The sequence below is a fragment of the Microbacterium sp. SD291 genome, from assembly GCF_017355365.1.
Taxonomy (GTDB): domain Bacteria; phylum Actinomycetota; class Actinomycetes; order Actinomycetales; family Microbacteriaceae; genus Microbacterium.
Window position 1 is genome coordinate 68,426 of sequence record NZ_JADIJR010000003.1, and the last position, 24,149, is coordinate 92,574.

Genomic DNA, 24,149 nt, shown 5'->3' on the forward strand with positions numbered 1-24,149 from the left:
TAGATCCTCAGGCGTCGAGGCGGAGGAGCCAGCCGTGACGGTCTTCGCGACGGCCGTACTGGATGTCCGTCAGCTCTTCGCGAAGAGAAAGCGCGAGCTCACCGAGCGGCTGCGGCTCGTCGAATCCGTCGCCGACCAGCGCGCCGATCGGCGTCACGACGGCGGCGGTGCCGCACGCGAACACCTCGACGATGTCACCGGAGGCCACACCCTCGCGCCACTCGTCGATGGAGATGGGGCGCTTCTCGACCGTGTACCCGCGGTCCTCGGCCAGCTGCAGCAGCGAGTCGCGGGTGATCCCCTCGAGGATGCTGTCCGACTCCGGTGTCACGACGCGGCCGTCCTTGAAGACGAACACGACGTTCATCCCGCCGAGCTCCTCGACGTTGCGGTGCTCGTTGAGGAACACGACCTGGTCGCAGCCCTTCGCGCTGGCCTCGCTCTGTGCGAGCAGGCTGGACGCGTAGTTGCCGCCGGTCTTCGCCTTGCCCGTTCCGCCCTTGCCCGCGCGCGCGTACTCCTCGGACAGCCAGATCCGCACGGGCTTCACGCCACCGGTGAAGTACGCCCCGGCAGGGCTCGCGATCACGTAGTACGCGACCTTCTGCGCCGCGCGGACACCCAGGAAAGCCTCCTTGGCGAACATGAAGGGCCGCAGGTACAGGCTCTGGTCTGCTCCGGAAGGCACCCAGCGTCCGTCGACGGCGATGATCTCGCGCAGCGACTGGATGAAGTACTCCGCCGGCAGCTCCGGCAGCGCGAGCCGGCGGGCGCTGGCCTGCAGACGGGCCGCATTGCGGTCGGGGCGGAACGTGTGGATCGAGCCGTCGGCGTGACGGTACGCCTTGATGCCCTCGAAGATCTCCTGCGCGTAGTGCAGGACGGAGGCTGCGGGATCGAGGGCGATCGGTCCGTACGGCTGCACGCGGGGACGGTGCCAGCCGCCCTTCGCCGACCAGCAGATGTCGACCATGTGGTCGGTGAACACGACGCCGAACCCGGGATTCTCCAGCACCTCGGCGACGCGTGCCGGAGTGGCCGCTGCCAGGTTCTTCGTCACGGCGAACTCCAGCGGAGCCACGGTCGCCTGCGCATCGATGGTCGTCATCTCGTCATCCATTCCTCGTGGGTGGGCGCGTCTTCGCGCCATTTCAGCCTACGCCTGCCGGTCAGAGGCGTGCAGTGATCGCGGAGCCGATCTCCGCCGTGGTGCGCGCGCCCGTGCGGGCCGCGATGTCGGCCTCCACGGCCGCGCTGACGCGAGCCGACTCCGCGGTCAGACCGAGGTGGTCGAGCAGCAGCGCGATCGACAGGATCGCCGCGGTCGGGTCGGCCTTCTGCTGGCCGGCGATGTCGGGCGCGGAGCCGTGCACCGGCTCGAACATCGACGGGAAGGCGCCGTCGGGGTTGATGTTCCCGGATGCTGCGAGCCCGATCCCGCCGGTGACGGCACCGGCGAGGTCGGTGAGGATGTCGCCGAACAGGTTGTCCGTGACGATCACGTCGAAGCGCGACGGGTCGGTGACCAGGAAGATCGTGGCCGCATCCACGTGCAGGTAGTCGACGGCGACCCCGGGGTGCTCTGCAGCGACCTCGTTCACGATGCGCTGCCAGATGCCGCCCGCGTGCACGAGCACGTTGGTCTTGTGCACGAGCGTGAGCTCCCTGCGGCGGCGCTCGGCGAGCTCGAACGCGTACCGCACGACGCGCTCCACACCGAAGGCCGTGTTCACGCTCGTCTCGTTCGCGATCTCGTGCGGGGTGCCCTTGCGGATCGCGCCGCCGTTGCCCACGTACGGACCCTCCGTGCCTTCGCGCACGACTACGAAGTCGATGTCGCCGGGGTTCGACAGCGGGCCGGGCGCTCCTTCGAACAGCTTCGAGGGGCGCAGGTTCACGTAGTGGTCGAGGGTGAAGCGGAGCCGGAGCAGCAGACCGCGCTCGATGTTCGCGTCCTTGAGTCTCGGGTCCCCCGGCTGGCCGCCGACTGCACCGAGCAGGATCGCGTCGTGCGCGGAGATGGCCGCGAGGTCGTCGTCCGTGAGCGTATCGCCGGTCTCGAGGAAGCGCGCGGCGCCGAGCGAGAAGCGGGTCTTGTCGAAGCTCACCCCGCTGCCGGCGGTCACTGCGTCGAGCACCTTCTCCGCCTCGGCGATGACCTCGGGACCGATGCCGTCACCGGGGATGACGGCCAGCTTCACGACACGCGACATGACACTCCTTGCACCGGGATGATGCCGGCCACGCCTCGGGTCGATCCGGAGCGGGCCGGTCATCCCAGCGTACTGGTCAGTGCGAGGGCGTCTTGCGCAGTGTGACGCCGGCGATCGCCCCTGCCAGGATGACGAGCCCCGCCCCGATCAGCGAGGTCACCATGACTCCGGAGCCGAAGGCCGCGGCCGCTGCATCCCACAGGTCGTCGCCCATCTTCCCCGGAAGCCCGTGGGCTGCCGTGTACGCGCCCGCGAGCGTCTCGCGCGCGGCGCGAGCAGCCTCGGCAGGGAGCCCGTCGGGCAGTGCCAGCGCCCCGCGGTAGAACGCGGTGATGATGCCGCCGAGGATCGCCGTGCCGAGCACCGCCCCCAGCTCGTACGCGGTCTCGGAGACCGCACTCGCGGCTCCCGCCTTCTCGGCTGGCGCGCTGGAGAGGATCAGCTCGTTGGAGACCGTCTCCGCCGCGCCGATGCCGATGCCGAGTACGACGAACGCGATGACCAGCGGCGCGACCCCGTGCTCGGCCGACGTGAACGCGACCAGCAGGTATCCGGCGACGGAGAACACGAGAGCCGAAGGCACGAGCACGGAGGGCGCGACCCGGCGCGAGATCGGCACGACCGCGAGCCCGGCCACGATCATCGCCGCCATGCCCGGCACGAGCGCGAAGCCCGCCACCATCGGGGTGAGGCCGAGCACGAGCTGCAGGTGCTGGGAGACGAAGTAGAGGAATCCGACCAGCGCGACGACGCTCAGCAGGTTCACCAGGATCGCGCCCGAGAAGGAGCCGCGGCGGAAAAGCGCCATGTCGAGCATCGGGATGTCGGCGCGCAGCTGGCGCCGGACGAACAGCACGCCCATCAGGGTGCCGAGAACCGCCCACCCGGCAGCGGCCGGCGACGGACCCTCGGTCGCCAGCGACTTGATGGCGTAGACGACGGGGATCATCGCCGCCATCGAGAGCAGGATGCTGATCGGGTCGATGCGACCGGGCTTCGGGTCCCGGCTCTCCGGCACCAGCAGCGGTGCACAGATCAGCAGCGGGATCAGCACCGGCACTGCGACGAGGAACACCGAGCCCCAGGCGAAGTGCTCGAGCAGGAATCCGCCGACGATCGGGCCGAGGGCGGAACCGGCGGAGAAGCCGGCGGCCCACACCGCGATGGCCAGGCGCCGCTGGTCTCTGTTCCGGAAGATCGAGCGCAGCAGCGAGAGCGTCGAGGGCATCAGCATCGCGCCGAAGAATCCGAGGAGCGCTCGAGCCGTGATGAGCAGGGCGGCCGTCGGCGCGAACGCCGCGAGCACGGACACGGCCGCGAAGCCGGTCGCGCCGATCAGCAGCATCCGTCGCCGTCCGAATCGGTCGCCGAGGGTGCCCATGGTCACGAGGAGTCCCGCGAGCACGAGCGGATACACGTCGATGATCCACAGCTGCTCGGCGCCGGACGGCGCGAGCGCGATGGAGATCTCGGGCAGCGCGAAGCTCAGCACCGTGTTGTCCACCGACACCAGAAGAACCGGCAGCATCAGGACGACGAGTGCCGCCCAGCCACGCGCTCCCACGCGGGGAGCATTCGTCTCGTCATCGGCGACGGTCGCGGGAATCGACGCAGTGCGCGTCATGGAACACCTCTCAGGATCGTGGCGGCCTCATTACTGAACCGTCCGGATGGTATAGTAACAGACATGCCCCGACCTCCACTCGCCCGCGAACGCGTACTCGACGCATTCGAGTCCATCGTGATCGCCGAAGGCGAGCGCACTGCGACCCTGGATGCGACCGCCAAGGCGGCAGGCGTCTCCAAGGGCGGGCTCCTCTATCACTTCGGATCCAAGGACGAGCTGGCCGCCGGGCTGCTGGAGCGCCTGGACGCCCTCACCACCGCGGATCTGGAGCGCATGGCATCCGCAGAGGAGGGCCCGGTCGCCTACTACATCCGCACGTCCGTGATGGAGGACGATGCGCTGGATCGCGCGCTGATCGCCGCGTCTCGACTCGCGCAGGGCGGATCCGCCGCCGCCGCAGAGATGCTTCGTCACGTGCGTCGCCGGTGGGAGGACGCGATCCGCCCGCACGTGCGGGATGCCGCCGGCCTCGACCTCGTGATGCTGCTCAGCGACGGCCTCTACTTCAACAACTCGCTCGACGTGCACGGGCCGGAGCGCCTGGTCCCGCGCCGCGAGGAGCTGGCCGACCTCATCGCGCTCGTGCTGCGCTCCACCACGCCGGACAGCGCTTAGACCGCAGACGCGGCGAGGGCGGGGCGCCGTCGCGCCCCGCCCTCGCCGTTCCGTCCGTCGATCAGACCTCGGTGAGCTCGATCTGACGGAACAGGTCGGCGTCGATCGCGGTGCGGACGTCGTCGAGCAGGTCCTCGGAGACCGGCGAGTCGAGCGTCAGCACACTGAGCGCCTGGTCCCCCGCGGCGAGGCGGCCGATCTGCATGCCGGCGATGTTGATTCCGGCCTCGCCGAACTTCTGGCCGTAGACGGCGACGATGCCCGGGCGGTCGGTGTAGAGCATCACGACGTGGTGCTTCTCGATCGGCAGCTCGAGCGCGTGGTCGTTGATGCCGACGAGCTTCTCGGTCTGCTTCGGACCGGTCAGGGTGCCCGACACCGCGAGCTGCGAGCCGTCAGACAGCGCGCCGCGCAGGGTGATCACGTTGCGGTACTCGTCGCTCACGTCATCCTTCAGCAGTCGCACCGCGATGCCGCGCTGGTCGGCGAGCAGCGGCGCGTTCACGTACGACACGGTCTCGCTGACGATGTTCGTGAAGACGCCCTTGAGCGCGGCCAGCTTCAGCACGCTCACGTCGTACTCGTTCAGCTCGCCATGCACCTCGACGTCGAGGCTGGTGAGGGGCGAGGTGGCGAGTGCCGAGAAGATCTGACCGAGCTTCTCGACCAGGGAGATGCCGGGGCGGACGTACGGGTCGATGATGCCGCCTGCGACGTTCACGGCATCCGGGACCAGGTCGCCGCCGAGCGCGAGGCGCACGGAGCGGGCGACCGAGACGCCTGCCTTCTCCTGCGCCTCCTCGGTGCTGGCGCCGAGGTGCGGCGTCACGACCACGTTCGGCAGATCGAGCAGCGCGCGAGCGGTGCCGCCCTCGGCCGGGGGCTCGGACGTGAACACGTCGAGACCTGCGCCGGCGATCTCACCCGCGACCAGCGCCTCGTAGAGCGCAGCCTCGTCGATCAGGCCGCCGCGAGCGACGTTCACGACATAGGAGGTCGGCTTCATCGCCCGGAACTGCTCGGCGCCGAGCATCCCGGTCGTCTCCGGGGTCTTCGGCATGTGGATGGTGATGAAGTCGGATTCGGCGGCGAGCTCGTCGAGCGACAGCAGCTGCACGCCGAGCTGCTGGGCGCGAGCGGAGGTCACATAGGGGTCGTAGGCGACGACGCGCATGTCGAACGCGGCGAGGCGGGCTGCGACGAGGGCGCCGATGCGGCCGAGCCCGATGATGCCCACGGTCTTCTCGAAGAGCTCCGCGCCCGTGAAGGAGCTCCGCTTCCATTGCCCTGCCGCCAGCGACGCGTGTGCCGCGGGGATGCGGCGGGCGAGGCTGAGGATGTGGCCGACCGTGAGCTCGGCGGCCGAGACGATGTTGGAGGTCGGCGCGTTGACGACCATGACGCCGGCGGCGGTGGCCGCCTTGATGTCGACGTTGTCCAGGCCCACGCCCGCACGGGCGACGACCTTCAGCTTCGGGGCGTGGGTCAGCGCCTCCTCGTCGATGCGGGTCGCCGAGCGGATCAGCACTGCGTCCGCGTCGGCGAGCGACGCGAACAGGGCCTCGCGGTCGGTCCCGTCGACGTTGCGCACGTCGAAGTCGGGCCCGAGGGCCTCGATCGTGGCGGGGGAGAGAACTTCGGCGATGAGCACGACGGGCTTCGGCACAGTGGATCCTTCGGGGCAGCACGACAGGCGGGAGGGGCCGATGCGCCGCACACCGTCGGGGGCGCGATCACCTCAACTGTACCCGAGTGGTTCCGCTGCTCCGTGCCGTGTGACGACTGGAGTCAGGTGGCGATCGTCACCAGCTGGTCCATGTTCAGGATGCTGTAGCCGATCAGGCTCAGCCAGAACACCGCGACGATGCCGAGACCTGCCAGCAGCGCGAGCGACAGCTCGCCGACCTTCCGGCGCCGCCCGATCAGGTATGCGAAGACGAAGACGATCGCGGGGAAGACGACGCCGAAGAGCAGTGTCGCCCAGCCTGCGCCGGTGAGCCCGCCCTGTGCCATCGAGACGAGGTGGGCGACCGCGTTCCAGATCGCATATGCGTAGAAGAGCCCGGCGAGGCCGAGCACGAACCCGACGAGCCACCGCGGGGAGCCAGCGGACACGGACGCCGTACCGGTCGTCTCACTCATGATCCGATCACTCCCACCGTCACGAAGGGCCAGGGCACCAGCAGCACGACGCCGAGCAGCAGAACCGACAGCCGGATCCAGGCCGCACGGCCCCGGGTGAGCACCCAGCCTGCCAGGAACCACAGCGCGGGGGCCGCGACCGCCAGCACGAACCACGGGACGTACATGGCATCCGCGACGATCAGGTTGGCGAGCGGCTTGAGCCGGAGCCCGCCCACGACCCAGCCGACGCTGTAGAGCAGATAGATCCCGCCGACGATCCCGAGTGTCAGCAGCAGCGCGGTGCTCGTCGGCCCGCGGTCCTCCCCCGCAGGCGCGGTGACCGTGCCGTCATCCGCGATCCTGCCGACCTTCTCGCTGCCCTTGCCGACGGCGTTCCAGCCGCCGGGCAGCGCAGGATCCTTCGGGGTCGCCCCCTCGTCACCATCCCAGTTCAGGGCGTCGTCGGAATCGGAGCTCATGCCCCCAGCGTAGGGCCGATGTCGCCCTGGCAGGAGGAGGTTGGGGGCATCGTCCACGAAGGAGAGGATGCGCGCTCATCGCGCATCCGGCGGCGGGCACGGACTGCCGGATGCTCCTCCACGTGCGCGAAGTTCCCGCCGAGCCCATCCACTAAGCTCGGCGACGACATACCGTTTCGGGGAGGAACACCGTGGCCGCAGAGAGCAAGAAGAGTCCCGTCGAGAGCGGCGGAACCGCCGAACCGCCCGCGAACTGGAAGCCCACGCCGGAGGCGAAGTCGAAGGCGACGACGTTCCGCTGGATCGCCGCCGTGCTGTGGTTCATCGCGATCGCGGCCGAGGCCGTCGGCATCTTCTGGCTGCTGCGTCAGCGCGTCTTCGTCGGCGAGGACGGCACTCTCGTCCGCGACCCGGACACGGGCCTCCTCGAGGAGCAGGGCGTCACCGCGACGTTCCCGCAGTGGGCGTTCATCACCCTCCTGGTGCTGCTCGTCGTGATCGCCGCACTGTCGATCACCGGCTCCTTCCTGTGGAAGAAGGCGAACAGTCTCGACCCCGCGCGCAGATCGGACACGTTCCGCTTCTTCGTGCAGAACCAGCTCGGCGCGATCATCGCGATCATCGCGTTCGTGCCGCTGATCATCCTCATCTTCCTGAACAAGGACATGGACAAGGGGCAGAAGACGACCGCCGGCATCGTCGGCATCGTCCTCGCGGCCCTCGCCGTCGTGCTCGGAATCGACTTCAACCCGCCGTCCGTCGAGAAGTACACGGCCGACCAGTCCACCGTGATCCAGCTGCTCGGCAAGGACGAAGTCGTCTGGGTCGACGGCGGCAGCGTCTATCACGTGTGCGACGAGGTGCCCGACATCCAGACGGGCAGCGAGAAGCTCACCGGCACCACGGCGGAGGCCGTCGCAGCGGGCAAGACCCGTCTCACGCTCGAGTTCGCCTCGGAGCTGGACACGTGCGGCCTGGCCGTGCCGGAGAACTCGTCCGAGATCGTCGAGGCGCTGCGCGCCATCCGCGACGGCTCGACCGACACGCTCCTGCCTGCTCCGGTCTGGGCAGATCCGGCGGACGCTCCGATCGAGGTGGAAGAGGCCCCGGCGGAGTGACGCCCCCTGAAAGATGAAGGAGAGGCCCGGTGCATCCGCACCGGGCCTCTCCCGTTTCCACCAGTGGTCAGATGTCTGCGGTTCACTCCCCCGACAGCCTGAGTTCGATCACGGGCATCAGCACGTCTGGCCTGCGCACCGGCAGATGCACGGTCAGGGTTCCCTCCGCCTGCCCGGCCGGGGTCATCAGATCCGCCTCCTGCTCCGGATCCGTCACCGTGATCCTCAGCCACGACCCGTCATCGAGCAGGCGCGCGAACGCGACCTTCCCGGCGAGCTCGGGCAGATGCACCTGGCCGAGCGGCCAGGCGAACAGGTGCAGGTAGAGGCGATCGCCGCGCATCGTGTAGACGCCCTCGCGCGGCGGCGACAAGGGAGCATGACCGGCGCCGATCACCGCGCGGCGGTGCAGTCGCATCCATTCGCCGATCTCGGCCAGCGTCCCCGCGTCCCGCGGTGCGACAGCTCCCCTGCCGTCCGGTCCGATGTTGAGCAGCATGTTGCCGCCCATCGAGACCGAGTCGACGAGCATCCGCACGAGCAGGGTCGCCGACTTCTGATCCGTGTTGTCCCGGTGATATCCCCAGGAGCCGTTCAGCGTCTGGCACGCCTCCCACACGAGCGGCTCACCGTCGCGGGCCAGCGGGGACGTGGGCTGATACTGCTCCGGGGTGACGAAATCCGCGGGGATGCCGAGACGGTCGTTCACGAGCATGCCGGGCTGCAGCTCGCGGCAGAGGGCCAGCAGCCCCTCCGAGTCCCAGTCCTGCGGCCCCTTGCCCGGCCATCCGTTCTTCTCCGCGCCGTCGGTGAAGTCGAAGAAGAGATAGTCGATCTCGCCGTAGCCCGTGAGCAGCTCGCGCACCTGTCCGTGCAGGTACTCCCGATAGCGGCTCATGTCGCGATCGTCGTTGAGCGCGGCGGCGTCGACGTCGTCGCGCCGTGGATGGTTCGCGTCCACCGTGAAATCGGGGTGATGCCAGTCGAGCAGGGAATGGTAGAGGCCGACCTTGAGGCCTTCCGCCCTCAGCGCCTCGACGAACTCCCTGACCAGGTCGCGGCCTGCGGCGACCGTCGACGTGAAATCCGTCAGTGCGGAGTCCCACAGGCAGAAGCCGTCATGGTGCTTGGTCGTGAGGACGACATACCCCATGCCCGTGGCTTTCGCCGTCCGCGCGATCTCCCGAGCGTCGAAGAGATCGGGATCGAAATGCTCGAAGTACGGGCGGTACTCGTCATCCGTCAAACGTTCGAAGTTCTGCACCCACTCATGTCGCGCCGCGGCGCTGTAGATGCCGAAGTGCACGAACATCCCGAAGCGTGCATGGTCGAACCAGTCCTGTCGCATCCCTCAATCATAGGGCGAGACATCCGATGTCTACTGCGTCGCGCACGAAAAAGGGCGCCCCCGAAGGGACGCCCTCTCGCGGGGATCGGATCAGCGCGCGGCGCTGCCGTCGACGTAGTCCTCGTCCTGCTGCTTCCAGGCGAAGAGCGAGCGCAGCTCCTTGCCGGTGGCCTCGATCGGGTGCGTCTCCTCCTTGGCACGGAGCGAGAGGAACTCCTCGCCGCCGTTGTCCTGGTCGTCGATGAACCGCTTCGCGAAGGCGCCGTTCTGGATGTCGGCGAGGATCGCCTTCATCGACTCCTTGACCTCGGGGGTGACGACGCGGGGGCCCGAGACGTAGTCGCCGTACTCGGCGGTGTCGGAGACCGACCAGCGCTGCTTGGCGATGCCGCCCTCCCACATGAGGTCGACGATGAGCTTCAGCTCGTGCAGCACCTCGAAGTACGCGATCTGCGGCTGGTAGCCCGCCTCGGTCAGCGTCTCGAAGCCGGCCTGCACGAGGTGGCTGACGCCACCGCACAGCACGGCCTGCTCACCGAACAGGTCGGTCTCGGTCTCTTCGGTGAAGGTCGTCTTGATGACGCCGGCACGGGTGCCGCCGATGGCCTTCGCGTAGGAGAGCGCGGTCGCCCAGGCGCTGCCGGACGCATCGCGCTCGACGGCGATGATGTCCGGGATGCCGCGGCCGGCGACGAACTCGCGACGAACCGTGTGGCCGGGGGCCTTCGGAGCGACGAGGATCACGTCGACGCCCTCGGGAGCATCGATGTAGCCGAAGCGGATGTTGAATCCGTGCGCGAAGGCGAGCGTCTTGCCCTCGGTCAGGTTCGGGGCGATCGACTCGCTGTAGATGGTGCGCTGGTGCTGGTCCGGCGCCAGGATCATGATGAGGTCGGCCCACTGCGTCGCGTCGGCGACGGTCTTGACCGCGAATCCGGCTTCCTCCGCCTTCGGCGCCGACTTCGAGCCCTCCTTGAGGGCGATCGCGACCTCGACACCCGAGTCACGCAGGTTCTGCGCGTGCGCGTGACCCTGCGAGCCGTAGCCGACGATCGCGACCTTCTTGCCCTGGATGATCGACAGATCGGCGTCTGCGTCGTAGAAGATCTCGGTACTCACTTGTGCTTCTCCTTGATTGTGGTGTGTGTAAGTTCTGGGTCAGCCGCGCAGGACGCGCTCCGTGATGCTCTTGCCGCCGCGGCCGATCGCGAGGAGACCGGACTGGGCGATCTCCTTGATGCCGAAGGGCTCGAGCGCCTTCAGCAGCGCCTCGACCTTGCCCTTGTCGCCGGTGACCTCCACGACCAGTGCGTCGGGCGCGTAGTCGACGACCGAGGCGCGGAACAGGTTCACGACCTCGATCACGTTCGACCGCGTCGCGTTATCGGTGCGCACCTTCACGAGCATGTGGTCGCGCTGCACCGAGTTCGACGGGTCGAGCTCGACGATCTTGATCACGTTGATCAGCTTGTTCAGCTGCTTCGTGACCTGCTCGAGCGGCAGTTCCTCGACGTCGACGACCACGGTGATGCGGGAGATCCCCGGCACCTCGGTGACGCCCACCGCGAGGGAGTCGATGTTGAAGCCGCGACGGGCGAACAGCCCCGCGACGCGAGTCAGCAGACCTGGGGTGTTCTCCACCAGCAGGCTCAGCACGTGAGTCGACATGGTCAGTCCTCCTCGTCGAACGACGGCGCATGGTCACGGGCGTACTGGACGTAGCTGTTGCTCACGCCCTGCGGCACCATCGGCCACACCATGGAGTCGGCGCTGACGACGAAGTCGATGACGACGGGGCGATCGTTCGTCTCGAGGGCGAGCTTGATCGCGGCATCCACCTCCTCCTCCTTCTCGACCCTGATCGCGAGGCATCCGTACGATTCCGCGAGCTTCACGAAATCGGGGATGCGGACGGTGCCGTGTCCGGTGTTCAGGTCGGTGTTGGAGTGCCGGCCGTCGTAGAACAGCGTCTGCCACTGGCGCACCATGCCGAGCGACGAGTTGTTGATGATCGCGACCTTGATCGGGATGTCGTTGATCGTGCAGGTCGCGAGCTCCTGATTGGTCATCTGGAAGCAGCCGTCGCCGTCGATCGCCCACACGGGGCGGTGCGGCTCCGCGACCTTGGCGCCCATCGCCGCCGGGACCGAGTACCCCATGGTGCCGGCGCCGCCGGAGTTCAGCCACGCGTTCGGACGCTCGTACTTGATGAACTGCGCCGCCCACATCTGGTGCTGACCGACGCCCGCGGCGTAGATGCCCTCTGGGCCGGTGAGCTCGCCGATGCGCTGGATCACGTACTGCGGTGCGAGCAGCCCGTCCGTGGTGGGTGCGTAGCCGAGCGGGAACTCCTTGCGGAGCCCGTCGAGATACGACCACCACTCCTCGATGTCGGGCTTGGTGACGCTGGTGGCGCCGCGGAATGCGGTCTCGAGGTCGACCAGCACATCACGGACGTCGCCGACGATCGGCACGTCGGCAGTGCGGATCTTCGAGATCTCGGCCGGGTCGATGTCGACGTGCACCACCTTGGCGTTCGGCGCGAAGAGTGCGGCCTTGCCGGTGACGCGGTCATCGAAGCGGGCGCCGAGGGAGACCAGCAGATCGGCCTCCTGCAGGGCGAGCACGGCCGGAACCGTGCCGTGCATGCCGGGCATGCCGAGGTGCTGCTCGTGGGAGTCGGGGAACGCGCCGCGAGCCATCAGCGTGGTCACGACGGGAGCGCCGGTGGTCTCTGCGAGCGAGAGGAGCTCGGCGGACGCGCGACCGCGGACCACGCCGCCGCCCACGTACAGCACCGGCTTCTTGGCCTCGGCGAGAAGCGTCGCGGCGGCCTGGATCTGCTTGCCGTGCGCCTTGGTCACGGGGCGGTAGCCGGGCAGCTCGATCTTCGGCGGCCACACGAACGGCGCCATCGCCTGCTGCGCGTCCTTGGTGATGTCGACGAGCACGGGGCCGGGGCGGCCGGTCGAGGCGATCTCGTACGCCGCAGCGAGGGCCCTCGGGATCTCCGCGGCATCCTTCACCAGGAACGAGTGCTTCGTGATCGGCATCGTGATGCCGACGATGTCGGCCTCCTGGAAAGCGTCGGTTCCCATCAGCGTCGAGAACACCTGACCGGTGATCGCGAGCAGCGGCACCGAGTCCATGTACGCGTCGGCGATAGCCGTGACGAGGTTCGTCGCACCGGGGCCGGAGGTCGCGATGCAGACGCCGACCTTTCCGGACGCCGATGCGTAGCCTTCGGCCGCGTGCCCCGAGCCCTGCTCATGGCGCACGAGGATGTGGCGCAGCTTGGTGGCGGACATCAGCGGGTCGTACACGGGGAGGATCGCCCCTCCGGGCAGGCCGAAGACGTCGGTCACCCCGAGCAGCTCGAGCGTGCGGACGACGGCCTCGGCGCCGGATATCTCCGGAGCAGCGGATTGACGGGCGGGCGGCCTCGGCACGGCCGAGACGGAGTCAGCAGTCATGACTTTCCTTTGGTGGTCTGTGGGCGACGTCGGATGCCGGGGCCTTCGACTGGCTGGGTTCCTGAGCCTGTCGAAGGATCAGCCGGTCGTCGCGCCTTCTGCGGCGGACCGCACGAGACGCGAGTACTTGGCAAGAACGCCACGGGTATAGCGCGGGGGAAGCGGCTCCCAGCCAGAGCGGCGGGAGGCGAGCTCCGCCTCGTCGACGAGTAGGTCGAGAGAGCGAGCTGCGATATCGACCCGTATCAGATCACCATCGCGCACGAAGGCGATGGGACCTGCGTCCACCGCTTCGGGTGCTATGTGGCCGATGCACAGGCCGGTTGTGCCGCCTGAGAATCGTCCGTCCGTCAAGAGTAGTACATCTTTTCCGAGCCCAGCGCCCTTGATGGCGGCGGTGATCGCGAGCATCTCGCGCATGCCGGGGCCGCCCTTGGGGCCCTCGTAGCGGATCACGATGACGGTGCCGGGATCGATCGTCCCCTCCGCGACGGCATCCATCGCGGCGCGCTCGCGCTCGAACACTCGGGCCGGGCCCTCGAAGACGGCGGCGTCGAAGCCGGCGGTCTTCACGACCGCGCCCTCCGGCGCGAGCGACCCGTGCAGGATCGTCAGGCCGCCGGTGGCGTGGATCGGGTTGTCGAACGTGTGGATGACGGTGCCGTCGATCGGCTGCGGGTCGAGCTCGGCGAGGTTCTCGGCGAGCGTCTTGCCGGTGACGGTCAGCGCATCGCCGTGCAGGAGGCCCTCGTCGAGCATCGCCTTCATGATCACGGGGATGCCGCCGTGACGATCGACGTCGTTCATCACATACTTGCCGAACGGCTTCATGTCGGCCACGTGCGGCACCTTGTCGCCGATGCGGTTGAAGTCGTGCAGGTTCAGCTCCACGTCGGCCTCGCGGGCGATGGCGAGCAGGTGCAGGACGACGTTGGTCGAGCCGCCGAGCGCCATCGCCAGGGCGATCGCGTTCTCGAACGCCTCCTTGGTGAGGATGTCGCGCGTCGTGATGCCCTGGCGGAGCAGGTTCACGACGGCCTCACCGGAGCGGTGCGCGTAGTAGTCGCGACGGCGGTCGGCCGCGGGGGGAGCTGCGGACCCGGGGAGGCTGAGACCGAGGGCCTCTGCCACCGACGCCATGGTGTTGGCGGTGTACATGCCGCCGCACGCGCCCTCGCCCGGGGCGATCGCGCATTCGATGCGCTTGAGGTCCTCTTCGCTCATCAGGCCGGCGCGGCAGGCGCCCACGGCCTCGAAGGAGTCGATGATCGTGACGTCCTTCTCGGTGCCGTCCGAGAGCTTCACCCAGCCGGGGGCGATCGAGCCCGCGTACAGGAAGACGCTGGAGAGGTCGAGCCGGGCGCTGGCCATCAGCATGCCGGGGATCGACTTGTCGCAGCCCGCGAGCAGCACGGAGCCGTCGAGGCGCTCGGCCATCATCACGGTTTCGACGGAGTCGGCGATGACCTCACGGGAGACCAGCGAGAAGTGCATGCCCTCGTGGCCCATCGAGATCCCGTCGGAGACGGAGATCGTGCCGAACTGCAGCGGGTAGCCGCCGCCGGAGTGCACGCCCTCCTTGGCCCCCTGGGCGAGGCGGTCGAGGCTCAGGTTGCAGGGGGTGATCTCGTTCCAGCTCGACGCGATGCCGATCTGCGGCTTCTCCCAGTCGGCGTCGCCCATGCCGACGGCACGGAGCATGCCTCGGGAGGTCGTCGCCTCGATGCCGTCTGTGACGACACGGCTGCGGGGCTTGATGTCGATGGACGCGTTGGAACCGGGATCATGCAAGGACATGACGGAAGTCTATTGCCGAGCGGCGGCCCGTTCGTCCGCAAGCGCCTCCAGAAGCTCGGCGATCTGTTGTGGAGTGTCCACACGCAGCGCCGCGGCGGTGTCCCCCGGCCCGACGCGGACCCCGAGGTCGCCCTGCCCGAGCACGCGCATCGCGTCCTCGTCGGTCACATCGTCGCCGGCGAACAGGATGCCGGTGGCGTCGAAGCGCTCTCGGAGGGCGGTCATCGCCGCATCCTTCCCCTCGTTCCGCGAGGAGAACTCGAGGATGCGGTTCCCCGCACGCCGCCGCCAGCCGGGGAACCTCTCGGCGACGAGCGCGTCGATCGCGGCGAACACCTCCCGCTCGACCTCCGGGGTCGCGTTGCGGGTGTGCACGCCCATCCCGTACGCCTTCTCCTCGAGCTCGGCGCCTGCGAACCGGCCGATGATGGGCCGAGCGGCCTCCCACAGCTCCTCGCGGGTCCCCGTCGCCTCCGACTCCCCCGCTTCGTCGAGCTCTCCGATGCCGGGGTACCAGTACTGGGCGCCGTGCGACCCGGCGAGCGCGACGGACGAGCCGTCGGTGTGCTCCGCGATGACCCTGAGGTCGTGCAGGCTCCGGCCGGAGACGTAGGCGACGATCGTGTCGGGGAGGGATGCGAGCCTGTCGACCTGCGCCGTCACTTCGGCGAGTGCTCGCGCGGACATCGGCTCGGCGACGAGCGGCGACGCGGTGCCGTCGAAGTCCAGCGCGACGACGAGTCTCGGCGTCGTCGCCAGCGCGGACAGCTCGGGGGCGGGTGTTCCCGGGTTCCAGGTGCGGGTCATGGACATCTCCTGTCGGGCTGATTCGGCTGCCGGGTGTCGGTCAGCGTGTCTCGCGGGCGACCTCCAGGGCCGCCAGGAAGGAGTTCGACCATGCGATCACGTCGTTGTCGAGGACACGGCGCCGCAGCGACCGCATCCGGCGCGACTGCTCCTTGGGCGGCATCGACACCGCCCGCATGATCGCCTCCTTCAATCCCTCGATGTCGTGAGGGTTCACCAGGATCGCGCTGCCCAGTTCATCCGCCGCGCCGGCGAACTCGCTCAGCACCAGGACCCCCCTGTTGTCGATGCGGGTGGCGACGTACTCCTTGGCCACGAGGTTCATGCCGTCGCGGAGCGCGGTGACCAGCATCACGTCGGCTGCGAGGAACAGCGCCGCCATCTCCTCGCGGGGGAAGCCCTGGTGGAGGTAGCGGATGGCGGTGTGCCCCATCGTGTCGGTGTCGCCGTTGATGCGGCTGACGGCGAGCTCGATCTCGTCACGCAGGTGCACGTAGGCGTCCACGCGCTCGCGACTGGGGCTGGCGACCTGCACCAGCGTGACGTCCTCGACGCTCAGATCCCCCTGTGCGAGGAGCTCGCCGTATGCCTTGATGCGGTGGCCGATGCCCTTGGTGTAGTCGAGCCGGTCGACGCCGAGGATGACATGCTTCGGGTTGCCGAGTCCCTCGCGGATCTCCGCCGCCCGCGCCCGGATGTCGGGTCGTGCCGCGAGCTCGAGGTACGGGGTGGTGTCGATCGAGATCGGGAAGGCCTTCACGACCGAACGCCGATCCTCGCCCCTGTCGTCGATCTCGCCGTTGCCCGACGGCACAGTGACGGTGGACGACCGGATCTCGTACTTGAGCCGGCGACGCACCGCGTTCAGGAAGTTGGTGGCGTCCGTCGCCCGCTGGAAGCCGATCACGTCGGCGCCGAGCAGGCCGCGCAGCACCTGCCCGCGCCACGGCAGCTGGGCGTACAGGCCATGCGCCGGGAACGGGATGTGGTGGAAGTAGCCGATGATCACATCGGGCCGCAGCGCCCGCACCATCTGCGGGACCAGCTGCAGCTGATAGTCGTGCACCCAGACCGTCCCGCCCTTGCCGACGGCGGCCGCGGCGGCATCCGCGAAGCGACGGTTCACGGCCACGTAGGCCTCCCACCACTCGCGGTGGTACTGCGGCGGCGCGATCACATCGTGGTAGAGCGGCCAGATCGTGTCGTTCGAGAAGCCCTCGTAGTACTCGGCGATCTCCTGCTCGCTCAGCCGGATCGGGATGAGCCGGATGCCGCCCTCCGTGAACGGCTTCAGGTCGAGGTCGGCCTGGCCCGCCCAGCCGACCCAGGCGCCGTTCACGCTCTTCATGACGGGCTCGAGTGCGGCCACCAGGCCGCCGGGAGAGGTGCGCCAGACCTCCTCACCATCGGGTCCGGAGACCCGGTCGACAGGCAGTCTGTTGGCGACGACGACGAAATCTGCAGCGGACAAGATGACTCCTCATTCCAGGGGTTCTGTCTCCCCCAGGCTACAGAGGATGGCGGCCGCCGACTCTCCGGTCACCCGGAGACGACGGGCCGGCGCCGGCGCGGATCGCTCACCGTCCAGTTCACGACACCCGCGGCGAACGCCACGCCGGCCGCGATGATCGGCAGCACGAGAGCCGCTCCCGTCCCCGTGTTCTCGGCGATCTCCCCCGCTACGGCGGCTCCCAGGGACTGCCCGACGATGATCCCGGAGCCGAGCATGGTCATGACCGTCGCCGAGCGTCCGAGAGGACTCCACGCGGCGCCGAAACTGTACTGCGTCACGAGGGTCGGGCCGATGCCGACGCCCATGATACCGAGAGCGAGCATCATCATCGCGGGCGAGTCGACCACGAGCAGCAGCAGGGCACCCGCCAGCAGGATGCCGGAGAACACCAGCCACCGCGCCCGCATCGAGAACCGCGGCGGGAGCCAGGCGACCCCGAGCGCCAGCACGGCGGAGCCGACGCCCATCACCCCGTAGAGGAGACCCGCCTCCTCGGGTGCGCCCCGGTCCGCCATGAAGGACGTCAGCGCGGTGAGCATCGTGCCGAAGAACATCCCGACGCCGAGCACCCCCGCCACGACGACCAGCAGACGTGGCGCGAAGAGCTCGGAGACCGCGGACGGCGCCCTTCCCTCGCTGTCGCGGTGCACGGAGACGGCGCGGGCGCTCGGGTGCAGCGCGAAGGCGCCGACGAACAGCACGGTCAGCGCGGCAGCCCCGACGAGGGGTGCCCACGGGGCGATGGCGGACGCGAAGATTCCGACGAGGAACGGCCCGAAGACGAACACCGTCTCATCCGCTGCGGACTCGTAGGCCATGGTGCCCGAGATCGTGCGGGTGCGGCCCTGCTCCGGCATCCGATCGGTGATCATCGTGACCAGCCGGGATCGGGACATCGGGGCGACCTGAGGCGCCGTCGCCCCCACTCCGAACGCAGCGAGCAGCACGAACGCGTCCGCCGCGTCCGCGTAGACGACCGAGGTGAACAGGAGGAGCATCGCGCCGTTCGCGACCGCGAGGATCGCGAGCACCGAGCGCTGACCGAAGCGGTCGGCCGCGGCGCCGAGAAGCGAGCCGAAGCAGGCGGTGCCGATGCCGACGGCGGCGGACGTCAGCCCTCCGAGCGACAGGGATCCGCGGGCCGAGACCACGACGGTGAGCACGCCGACGACCATCATCGCGAACGGGAGTCGTGCGATGAACGCGATCACGAAGTACGACAGTCCGGCGATGCGGAGCAGTGACGGTTCTGGAGAGGTGTGGGTCTGGCTCATGGCCCTCGCGCGTCCGCGGACGCGGGATCGGGTGCCGCCGCTGTCCGCCGGAGAGCCGGCGGCCGGTGGATACACGGTTGCGGACGCGGACCAGCCGCGACCACTCGAGTTTATCGCGAGGGGCGTGCGCGCGCGTCTACTCCCCTGAACGCATCCGCGGCGGCTTGTCAAGGCTCGACGCCGCTTTCGGCGCGGCCCGGTAGCGTAAGGGCATGCGCTACCTCTTCGGCACTGGAATCATCGGAGCGATCACCGCGGGCGCCACCCTCCTCCGCGGATCTCGTGACGCGCCGATCACGTGGCGGGCCGTGCTCGCCTGGGCGAGCTGGGGCATCACTCTCGCGCTCGCCGTCGGCACCGCGATCGACGCTCGCCGCGCCGAGCGCGGGCTTCCGGTCGCCGACGACTCGCCGATCGCCGCCAAGCAGGCCAAGGAGCGCGCCAAGGCGGAGAAGGACCGCAAGAAGAAGGTCAAGGAGCTCGCCCGCTGAGGAGGGCGTCCGCCGGCGCGGACCTCCGTCACCGCGTGAGGATGAGCGCCTCGCCCTGACCGCCGCCGCCGCACAGGCCCACCGCTGCCGTGCCGCCGCCGCGCCGCGCCAGCTCATGTGCGACGTGCACGACCAGCCGGTTGCCCGAGGTGCCGATCGGGTGGCCGATGGCGATCCCCCCTCCGTGGATGTTCACGACGGCGCTGTCGAGTCCCAGCTCCACCTGCGAGCGGGCCACGACCGCACCGAACGCCTCATTGATCTCCACGAGGTCGAGATCGGCAGGCGTGATGCCCTGCTTCTCGCATGCCTTCTCGATCGCGCGGGCCGGCTGCGCCTGCAGCGAGTTGTCGGGGCCGGCGGTCTGACCGCTCGCGCCGACGGTGACGAGAACGGGCCATCCCTTCGCGGCTGCGTTGGCCCGTGTCGTCACGACCACGGCCGAGGCGCCATCGGAGATCTGCGAGGAGTTGCCCGCGGTGATCGACCCTCCCTCCGCGAATGCGGCACGGAGACCTGCGAGGGACTCGACGGTCGTGTCCGGCCTGATGCCCTCGTCCTTCGTCACCCGCACCGGCTCGCCTCGGCGCTGCGGCACCTCCACGGTCACGATCTCCGCGTCGAAGGCTCCCGACTCCTGCGCGGCGGCGGCGCGCTGGTGCGACAGCGCGGCGACGACATCCTGGTCTCGGCGGGTCAGTTCGTAGCGCGCGTTGTGCCGCTCTGTGGACGCCCCCATGCTCTCCCGGTCGTACGCGTCGGTGAGTCCGTCGTACGCCATGTGGTCGAGCACTTCGACGCTGCCGTAGGTCCACCCGTCGCGCGAGCCGACCAGCAGGTGCGGCGCACGGGTCATCGACTCCATTCCGGCTGCGACGACGACCTCGGCGTCGCCGGTGCGGATCATCCTGGCCGCGTCGATGATCGCGGTGAGACCGGAGAGGCAGACCTTGTTGACGGAGTGCGCGGGGACGTCCCACCCGATCCCCGCACCGATCGAGGCCTGACGCGCCGCGTTCTGGCCGGATCCCGCGGCGAGGACCTGGCCGACGATGACCGCATCCACCTCGCCGGGGTCGATCGACCCCTGCTCGAGCGCGCCGCGGATGGCGAACGAGCCCAGCTGCGGAGCGGTGAACGACGCCAGCTGGCCCTTCAAGCGCCCCTGCGGGGTGCGGGCGGCGGCGACGATGACGATGTCGTTGTCTGTCATGTTCTCTGTCCTTCTCATCTGCTGCTGCTCCGTCTGTCAGTTCTCGAGCTCTGCGGCGATGCGCAGCGGCGGCTCCGTGGCCGCGACGACCTGCTCGACGGTCACGCCCGGTGCCGTCTCCACGAGCATCAGCCCGTCGGCGGTGACGTCGATCACCGCGAGATCGGTGATGATCCGGTCGACCACGCCTCGGCCGGTGAGCGGCAGCGAGCACTGATCGACGATCTTCGCGGTGCCGTCCTTGGCGACATGCTCCATCAGCACGATCACCCGCGCGGCGCCGTGGACGAGGTCCATGGCGCCACCGGGCCCCTTGACCATCTTCCCCGGGATCATCCAGTTCGCGAGGTCGCCGCCCGCCGACACCTGCATCGCACCGAGGATCGCCGCGTCGATCTTGCCGCCACGGATCATCCCGAAGCTCGTCGCCGAGTCGAAGAAGGCGGAGCCTGGCAGCGTGGTGACCGTCTCCTTGCCCGCGTTGATGAGGTCGGGGTCGACCGCATCCTCGCGGGGATAGGGGCCGACGCCGAGGATCCCGTTCTCCGACTGGAGCACGACGGTGACGCCCGCTGGCACGTGGTTCGGAACGAGGGTGGGCAGGCCGATGCCGAGGTTCACGTAGGCGCCGTCCTGCAGTTCCGCGGCGGCGCGTGCCGCCATCTGGTCTCTGGTGAGCGCCATCTCAGGCTCCTTCCGTGGCGGCGGCGGCGTCTGCGGAGACGGTGCGCCGCTCGATGCGCTTGGGGATGTCGGTGCCCACCTCGACGATGCGGTGCACATACACGCCCGGGAGATGGACGCGGTCGGGGTCCAGCTCGCCGGGCTCGACCAGCCGCTCCACCTGGGCGATGCAGATCCGCCCCGCCATGGCGGCGAGCGGGTTGAAGTTGCGCGCCGCCTTGTTGAAGATCAGGTTGCCGTGCCGGTCTCCCGCGGCGGCGTGGACGAGTGCGTAGTCCGTGGTGATCGCCTCCTCGAGCACGAATTCCCTGGGAGCGCCGTTCACGTCGAACGTCCGCACATCCTTCACGGAAGACGCCACCGCGATCGATCCGTCGGCGTTGTAGCGGCGAGGCAGCCCACCCTCCGCGACCTGCGTGCCGACCCCGGTCTGGGTGAAGAAGGCTGCGATGCCGGAGCCGCCGGCGCGGAGCTTCTCGGCGAGGGTGCCCTGCGGCGTGAGCTCGAGCTCGAGCTCACCCGAGAGGAACTGACGCTCGAACTCCTTGTTCTCACCGACGTACGAGGAGGTCATCTTCCGGATCCTCTGGGCCGCCAGCAGGATGCCGAGGCCCCAGTCGTCGACACCGCAGTTGTTGCTGACGATGCTGAGATCCCTCGTGCCCTGCGCGAGCAGCGCCTCGATGAGGGCGATCGGGTTTCCGGAGAGGCCGAATCCGCCTACCGCGAGGGATGACCCGTCGGCGATGTCGGCGACCGCGTCGGCCGCTGAAGCCCATTGCTTGTCGATCACGAGTGCTCCTTCGAAGTCGTGCGTCCCTCCAGCATCCGTCATCTCGTCGCCCGCAGGAAGCCGGGTCTTGCGATGTGGGCGATCATCCGCGTACCGTCCACATTATGGAACCAGCTACCCGCATCGTCCCCGGCGCGCAGGCGATCGCGCGTGCCGCGCACCTCCTCCGGCTCGTCACGGCCGCAGGGGCGAGCGGCGCGACGCTGCAGGAGCTGTCGACGTCTGCGGGGCTCTCCCGCTCGACCGCTCATCGGCTGCTGAGCGCACTGAAGGCGGAGGGTCTCGTCGACAGGGACGGCGAGAGCGGCAGATGGATGCCGGGCCCGGAGCTCTTCCTGATGGGGACCGTGGCGGCGGCGCGCTATGACGTCACCGCGCTCGCACGGGACATCGTGCGGTCACTGGCGGTGAAGACCGAGGAGAGCGCGTTCTTCTCCGTGCGACGAGCCGATGAGACCGTCTGCCTGCTGCGCGAGGAGGGGTCGTTCCCGATCCGGTCGTTCGTGCTCAGTGAGGGCGTGCGATTCCCGCTCGGCGTCGCGAGCGCCGGCCTCGCGATCCTTGCCTTCCTGCCTGACCACGATGTGGATGCCTACCTCGAGCGCCATCCTGAGATCGAGCAGCGGTGGGGCAGGCAGCACGGCGGGGCCGCGCTGCGCGCACGGCTGTCCGAGACCAAGGAGCGCGGCTACGCGGTCAACCCGGGTCTGATCGTCGAGGGCAGCTGGGGAATCGGCGCCGCGGTGTTCGACCGGTCGGGCCGCCCTGAGTGGGCGCTGAGCCTCACCGGGGTCGAGTTCCGCTTCGGACCGGACCGGATCGCCGACCTCGGCCGCACGCTCCTCGCGCACGCGCATCAGCTCTCGGCGCGGATCGCAGCCGCGCGGCGGTGACGGGACCCGATCACCGAGCCGGCACCGGTCCGGGTTTCGGTACCGTGGAGCCATGACCGCCCTTCCCGAACGCAGCGTGCTCGTCGAGCGCCACCTCGCCGCTGCCGGCGTAGACACCCGCATCCGGGTCCTCCCCGATTCCGCGCGCACGGCGCCGGAAGCGGCGGCCGCGATCGGGTGCGAGGTCGCCGCGATCGCGAACAGCCTGGTGTTCCTCGCCGACGGCGAGCCGGTGCTGGTCATGACGAGCGGCGGGCACCGCGCGGATCTCACGACCGTCGCACGGAGCATCGGGGCGAGCGAGGTCGTGATGGCTCCGGCATCCGTGGTCCGTGAGGCGACCGGACAGGCGATCGGCGGCGTCGCACCGGCGGGTCACCCCCAGCGGCTGCGCACCTACATCGACGAGGCGCTCACGGAGCACACTGAGATCTGGGCCGCTGCCGGCCATCCGCACACCGTGATGCCGCTGACCTTCGCCGACCTCCGGGCACTCACCGGCGGCGAAGTCGTAACCGTCGCCTGAGGGTGCCTCACGTGACGTCGTCGAACAGCTCCGCGATCTCGGCCCCGACCTCGACCTGCGTCAGCAGGATCCGGAACGAGGCGTCGCGGTCGATGAACATGTAGGTGCCGAGCCCACCCGCCCAGCCGAACCTGCCGGCGTGCTCCCCCTCGGTCCGGACAGACACCCCGAATCCCCAGCCGGTTCCGTCCCAGAACCCGGGGAAGAAGCTGTCCGGCGTCTTCACGGATGCCGGGACCTGATCGGTCCGCATCAGCTCGACCAGCTCCGGCGCGAGGAACTGCCCGCCGTCGTGCCGTCCGCCGTTCGCCAGCATCCGCGCGAATGCCGCGTAGTCTGCGGCCGTGCTGACCAGCTCCGAGTGGCTGACGTCGAACGGCGCGGGCTCGACGTGGAACCCGTCTGCGGCGGGCTCGACCTGAACCAGCCCGCCGTCGCCGTCGCGGCGGTGCACCGCGGGCAGCCTGTGGGCCTTGTCGGCGGAGATGGTATATCCGGTGTCGATCATCCCCAGCGGCCCGAAGATCTCGCGCGACAGGAGCGACTCCCGCGATCCGGCGGCCTCCACCCGGGAGAGGAGGATGCCGAGGATGCCGAAGGAGTGGTGGTAGCGCCAGCCGGTGCCGGGCTGGAACGCGAGCGGGAGGTCGCTCAGGGCGCGAAGCCACTCCGCAGCGCCGAGCGTCACCGGCCCCAGGCCGGCCGCGGTGCCGTCGGCGGCCATCGCCTCCTGCAGAGGGCATGGCGCCGTCACCACGCCGTAGCCCGAGGTGCAGGTGAGCAGATGCCGGACGGTGATCGGACGCTCCGCCGGCTCGACCTCGTCCAGCGCAGCGGCGGGGTGTCGCAGCACCACGCGGTCCGCGAGCTCCGGCAGCCAGGTCTCGACCGGGTCGTCGAGCCCGAGCCGTCCGCTCTGCACGAGCCGCAGCACCGCCGCGGCGAGAACCGGCTTGGTCATGGACTGGATCCGCACGATCGCGTCCGGGGCCAGGTCACCCACGCGCACGATCTCGAGCGTGCCGTCCGGCGCGCCGTCGACGCCGACGGCTCCGGGAACCGTGCCCCTGGCGACGTGTTCTTCCAGGATCTCCCGCAGCGTGCTCATCGTGTCTCGATCCGATCGACGACCTTCGACGCAGGCAACCATAACGCAGTGTC

At 69.3% G+C, this 24,149-nt stretch carries 22 protein-coding genes and 1 pseudogene; 5 read left to right on the top strand and 18 right to left on the bottom strand.

What is annotated here, in order from left to right; translation table 11 throughout:
• Positions 1–7 precede the first annotated feature (7 nt).
• The 3 genes from IPV10_RS02795 to IPV10_RS02805 all read right to left on the bottom strand — a co-directional run bounded on the left by IPV10_RS02795 (position 8) and on the right by IPV10_RS02805 (position 3,837).
• Positions 8–1,108, bottom strand: a complete 1,101-nt coding sequence (locus IPV10_RS02795) for a branched-chain amino acid aminotransferase (protein WP_207480180.1) — start codon at positions 1,106–1,108, stop codon at positions 8–10.
• A 61-nt stretch (positions 1,109–1,169) separates the two neighbouring features.
• The gene (locus IPV10_RS02800) at positions 1,170–2,213 is read right to left on the bottom strand and encodes a 3-isopropylmalate dehydrogenase (protein ID WP_207480182.1); all 1,044 of its coding nucleotides are present in this window, start codon (positions 2,211–2,213) and stop codon (positions 1,170–1,172) included.
• Between the two features lie 76 nt (positions 2,214–2,289).
• Positions 2,290–3,837, bottom strand: coding sequence for an MFS transporter (locus IPV10_RS02805; protein ID WP_207480184.1), 1,548 nt, complete (start codon positions 3,835–3,837; stop codon positions 2,290–2,292).
• A gap of 63 nt (positions 3,838–3,900) precedes the next feature.
• On the opposite strand from IPV10_RS02805, the gene IPV10_RS02810 reads away from it, so the two are divergent.
• Entirely contained in the window at positions 3,901–4,455 is a 555-nt protein-coding gene (locus IPV10_RS02810) for a TetR/AcrR family transcriptional regulator (RefSeq protein WP_207480186.1), read from the top strand.
• Between the two features lie 61 nt (positions 4,456–4,516).
• Here the strand turns inward: IPV10_RS02810 and serA are convergent, their stop codons facing one another.
• The 3 genes from serA to IPV10_RS02825 all read right to left on the bottom strand — a co-directional run bounded on the left by serA (position 4,517) and on the right by IPV10_RS02825 (position 7,058).
• Complete coding sequence (serA, locus tag IPV10_RS02815; RefSeq protein ID WP_207480188.1) at positions 4,517–6,121, bottom strand: phosphoglycerate dehydrogenase; 1,605 nt, start codon at positions 6,119–6,121, stop codon at positions 4,517–4,519.
• A gap of 122 nt (positions 6,122–6,243) precedes the next feature.
• Positions 6,244–6,597, bottom strand: coding sequence for a hypothetical protein (locus IPV10_RS02820; RefSeq protein ID WP_207480191.1), 354 nt, complete (start codon positions 6,595–6,597; stop codon positions 6,244–6,246).
• Positions 6,594–7,058 (bottom strand): hypothetical protein, encoded by a 465-nt coding sequence (locus tag IPV10_RS02825; RefSeq protein ID WP_207480193.1) that lies wholly within the window; start codon positions 7,056–7,058, stop codon positions 6,594–6,596. Before IPV10_RS02825 ends, IPV10_RS02820 begins: the two co-directional genes overlap by 4 nt.
• Before the next feature lie 191 nt (positions 7,059–7,249).
• On the opposite strand from IPV10_RS02825, the gene IPV10_RS02830 reads away from it, so the two are divergent.
• The gene (locus tag IPV10_RS02830; protein ID WP_207480195.1) at positions 7,250–8,176 is read left to right on the top strand and encodes a hypothetical protein; all 927 of its coding nucleotides are present in this window, start codon (positions 7,250–7,252) and stop codon (positions 8,174–8,176) included.
• Between the two features lie 82 nt (positions 8,177–8,258).
• On the opposite strand, the gene IPV10_RS02835 is transcribed toward IPV10_RS02830, so the two are convergent.
• The 8 genes and pseudogenes from IPV10_RS02835 to IPV10_RS02870 form a co-directional block, all read right to left on the bottom strand.
• Entirely contained in the window at positions 8,259–9,524 is a 1,266-nt protein-coding gene (locus IPV10_RS02835; RefSeq protein WP_207480197.1) for an alpha-L-fucosidase, read from the bottom strand.
• 90 nt (positions 9,525–9,614) lie between these two features.
• Positions 9,615–10,658, bottom strand: a pseudogene (ilvC, locus tag IPV10_RS02840) (ketol-acid reductoisomerase); the annotation flags it as partial.
• 24 nt (positions 10,659–10,682) lie between these two features.
• On the bottom strand, positions 10,683–11,192 hold the full coding sequence (gene ilvN, locus IPV10_RS02845) for an acetolactate synthase small subunit (protein ID WP_207480201.1): 510 nt from the start codon (positions 11,190–11,192) through the stop codon (positions 10,683–10,685).
• A 2-nt stretch (positions 11,193–11,194) separates the two neighbouring features.
• Positions 11,195–12,997 carry an acetolactate synthase large subunit gene (locus IPV10_RS02850; RefSeq protein WP_207480203.1) on the bottom strand — a complete coding sequence of 601 codons (1,803 nt, stop codon included), beginning with the start codon at positions 12,995–12,997 and terminating at the stop codon, positions 11,195–11,197.
• 78 nt (positions 12,998–13,075) lie between these two features.
• Positions 13,076–14,794 (bottom strand): dihydroxy-acid dehydratase, encoded by a 1,719-nt coding sequence (gene ilvD, locus IPV10_RS02855; protein WP_207480205.1) that lies wholly within the window; start codon positions 14,792–14,794, stop codon positions 13,076–13,078.
• 9 nt (positions 14,795–14,803) lie between these two features.
• The gene (gene otsB / locus IPV10_RS02860; protein WP_207480206.1) at positions 14,804–15,601 is read right to left on the bottom strand and encodes a trehalose-phosphatase; all 798 of its coding nucleotides are present in this window, start codon (positions 15,599–15,601) and stop codon (positions 14,804–14,806) included.
• Positions 15,602–15,641: 40 nt separating this feature from the next.
• Complete coding sequence (locus IPV10_RS02865; protein WP_207480208.1) at positions 15,642–17,072, bottom strand: trehalose-6-phosphate synthase; 1,431 nt, start codon at positions 17,070–17,072, stop codon at positions 15,642–15,644.
• A 68-nt stretch (positions 17,073–17,140) separates the two neighbouring features.
• A complete protein-coding gene (locus IPV10_RS02870; protein ID WP_207480210.1) occupies positions 17,141–18,388 on the bottom strand; it encodes an MFS transporter in 1,248 nt (415 codons plus the stop codon).
• A gap of 212 nt (positions 18,389–18,600) precedes the next feature.
• Between IPV10_RS02870 and IPV10_RS02875 the strand changes: the two genes are divergently transcribed.
• Entirely contained in the window at positions 18,601–18,879 is a 279-nt protein-coding gene (locus IPV10_RS02875; RefSeq protein ID WP_207480212.1) for a hypothetical protein, read from the top strand.
• Between the two features lie 28 nt (positions 18,880–18,907).
• Here the strand turns inward: IPV10_RS02875 and IPV10_RS02880 are convergent, their stop codons facing one another.
• From IPV10_RS02880 to IPV10_RS02890, 3 genes are read right to left on the bottom strand one after another with little or no spacing between them, the layout of a single operon-like run.
• A complete protein-coding gene (locus tag IPV10_RS02880; protein WP_207480214.1) occupies positions 18,908–20,092 on the bottom strand; it encodes an acetyl-CoA C-acetyltransferase in 1,185 nt (394 codons plus the stop codon).
• A gap of 36 nt (positions 20,093–20,128) precedes the next feature.
• Positions 20,129–20,776 carry a CoA transferase subunit B gene (locus tag IPV10_RS02885; RefSeq protein ID WP_207480216.1) on the bottom strand — a complete coding sequence of 216 codons (648 nt, stop codon included), beginning with the start codon at positions 20,774–20,776 and terminating at the stop codon, positions 20,129–20,131.
• A gap of 1 nt (position 20,777) precedes the next feature.
• Positions 20,778–21,569: a CoA transferase subunit A gene (locus IPV10_RS02890; protein WP_207480218.1), complete on the bottom strand. Its 792-nt coding sequence runs from the start codon at positions 21,567–21,569 to the stop codon at positions 20,778–20,780.
• Between the two features lie 104 nt (positions 21,570–21,673).
• Between IPV10_RS02890 and IPV10_RS02895 the strand changes: the two genes are divergently transcribed.
• Positions 21,674–22,462: an IclR family transcriptional regulator gene (locus IPV10_RS02895; protein WP_207480220.1), complete on the top strand. Its 789-nt coding sequence runs from the start codon at positions 21,674–21,676 to the stop codon at positions 22,460–22,462.
• A gap of 52 nt (positions 22,463–22,514) precedes the next feature.
• Positions 22,515–22,988, top strand: a complete 474-nt coding sequence (locus tag IPV10_RS02900; RefSeq protein ID WP_207480222.1) for a YbaK/EbsC family protein — start codon at positions 22,515–22,517, stop codon at positions 22,986–22,988.
• 7 nt (positions 22,989–22,995) lie between these two features.
• Here IPV10_RS02900 and IPV10_RS02905 read toward each other — a convergent pair whose 3' ends face one another.
• Positions 22,996–24,096 carry a serine hydrolase gene (locus tag IPV10_RS02905; protein ID WP_207480223.1) on the bottom strand — a complete coding sequence of 367 codons (1,101 nt, stop codon included), beginning with the start codon at positions 24,094–24,096 and terminating at the stop codon, positions 22,996–22,998.
• Positions 24,097–24,149: the final 53 nt, after the last annotated feature.

Coding starts and splice junctions, on each gene's coding strand:
- ilvN (WP_207480201.1), bottom strand. CDS start 11,192: ATGTCGACTCACGTGCTGAGCCTGCTGGTGGAGAACACCCCAGGTCTG.
- IPV10_RS02885 (WP_207480216.1), bottom strand. CDS start 20,776: ATGGCGCTCACCAGAGACCAGATGGCGGCACGCGCCGCCGCGGAACTG.
- IPV10_RS02795 (WP_207480180.1), bottom strand. CDS start 1,108: ATGACGACCATCGATGCGCAGGCGACCGTGGCTCCGCTGGAGTTCGCC.
- otsB (WP_207480206.1), bottom strand. CDS start 15,601: ATGACCCGCACCTGGAACCCGGGAACACCCGCCCCCGAGCTGTCCGCG.
- IPV10_RS02875 (WP_207480212.1), top strand. CDS start 18,601: ATGCGCTACCTCTTCGGCACTGGAATCATCGGAGCGATCACCGCGGGC.
- IPV10_RS02905 (WP_207480223.1), bottom strand. CDS start 24,096: ATGAGCACGCTGCGGGAGATCCTGGAAGAACACGTCGCCAGGGGCACG.
- IPV10_RS02895 (WP_207480220.1), top strand. CDS start 21,674: ATGGAACCAGCTACCCGCATCGTCCCCGGCGCGCAGGCGATCGCGCGT.
- IPV10_RS02810 (WP_207480186.1), top strand. CDS start 3,901: ATGCCCCGACCTCCACTCGCCCGCGAACGCGTACTCGACGCATTCGAG.
- IPV10_RS02900 (WP_207480222.1), top strand. CDS start 22,515: ATGACCGCCCTTCCCGAACGCAGCGTGCTCGTCGAGCGCCACCTCGCC.
- IPV10_RS02825 (WP_207480193.1), bottom strand. CDS start 7,058: ATGAGCTCCGATTCCGACGACGCCCTGAACTGGGATGGTGACGAGGGG.
- IPV10_RS02820 (WP_207480191.1), bottom strand. CDS start 6,597: ATGAGTGAGACGACCGGTACGGCGTCCGTGTCCGCTGGCTCCCCGCGG.
- IPV10_RS02805 (WP_207480184.1), bottom strand. CDS start 3,837: ATGACGCGCACTGCGTCGATTCCCGCGACCGTCGCCGATGACGAGACG.
- IPV10_RS02880 (WP_207480214.1), bottom strand. CDS start 20,092: ATGACAGACAACGACATCGTCATCGTCGCCGCCGCCCGCACCCCGCAG.
- IPV10_RS02870 (WP_207480210.1), bottom strand. CDS start 18,388: ATGAGCCAGACCCACACCTCTCCAGAACCGTCACTGCTCCGCATCGCC.
- ilvD (WP_207480205.1), bottom strand. CDS start 14,794: ATGTCCTTGCATGATCCCGGTTCCAACGCGTCCATCGACATCAAGCCC.
- IPV10_RS02800 (WP_207480182.1), bottom strand. CDS start 2,213: ATGTCGCGTGTCGTGAAGCTGGCCGTCATCCCCGGTGACGGCATCGGT.
- IPV10_RS02850 (WP_207480203.1), bottom strand. CDS start 12,997: ATGACTGCTGACTCCGTCTCGGCCGTGCCGAGGCCGCCCGCCCGTCAA.
- IPV10_RS02835 (WP_207480197.1), bottom strand. CDS start 9,524: ATGCGACAGGACTGGTTCGACCATGCACGCTTCGGGATGTTCGTGCAC.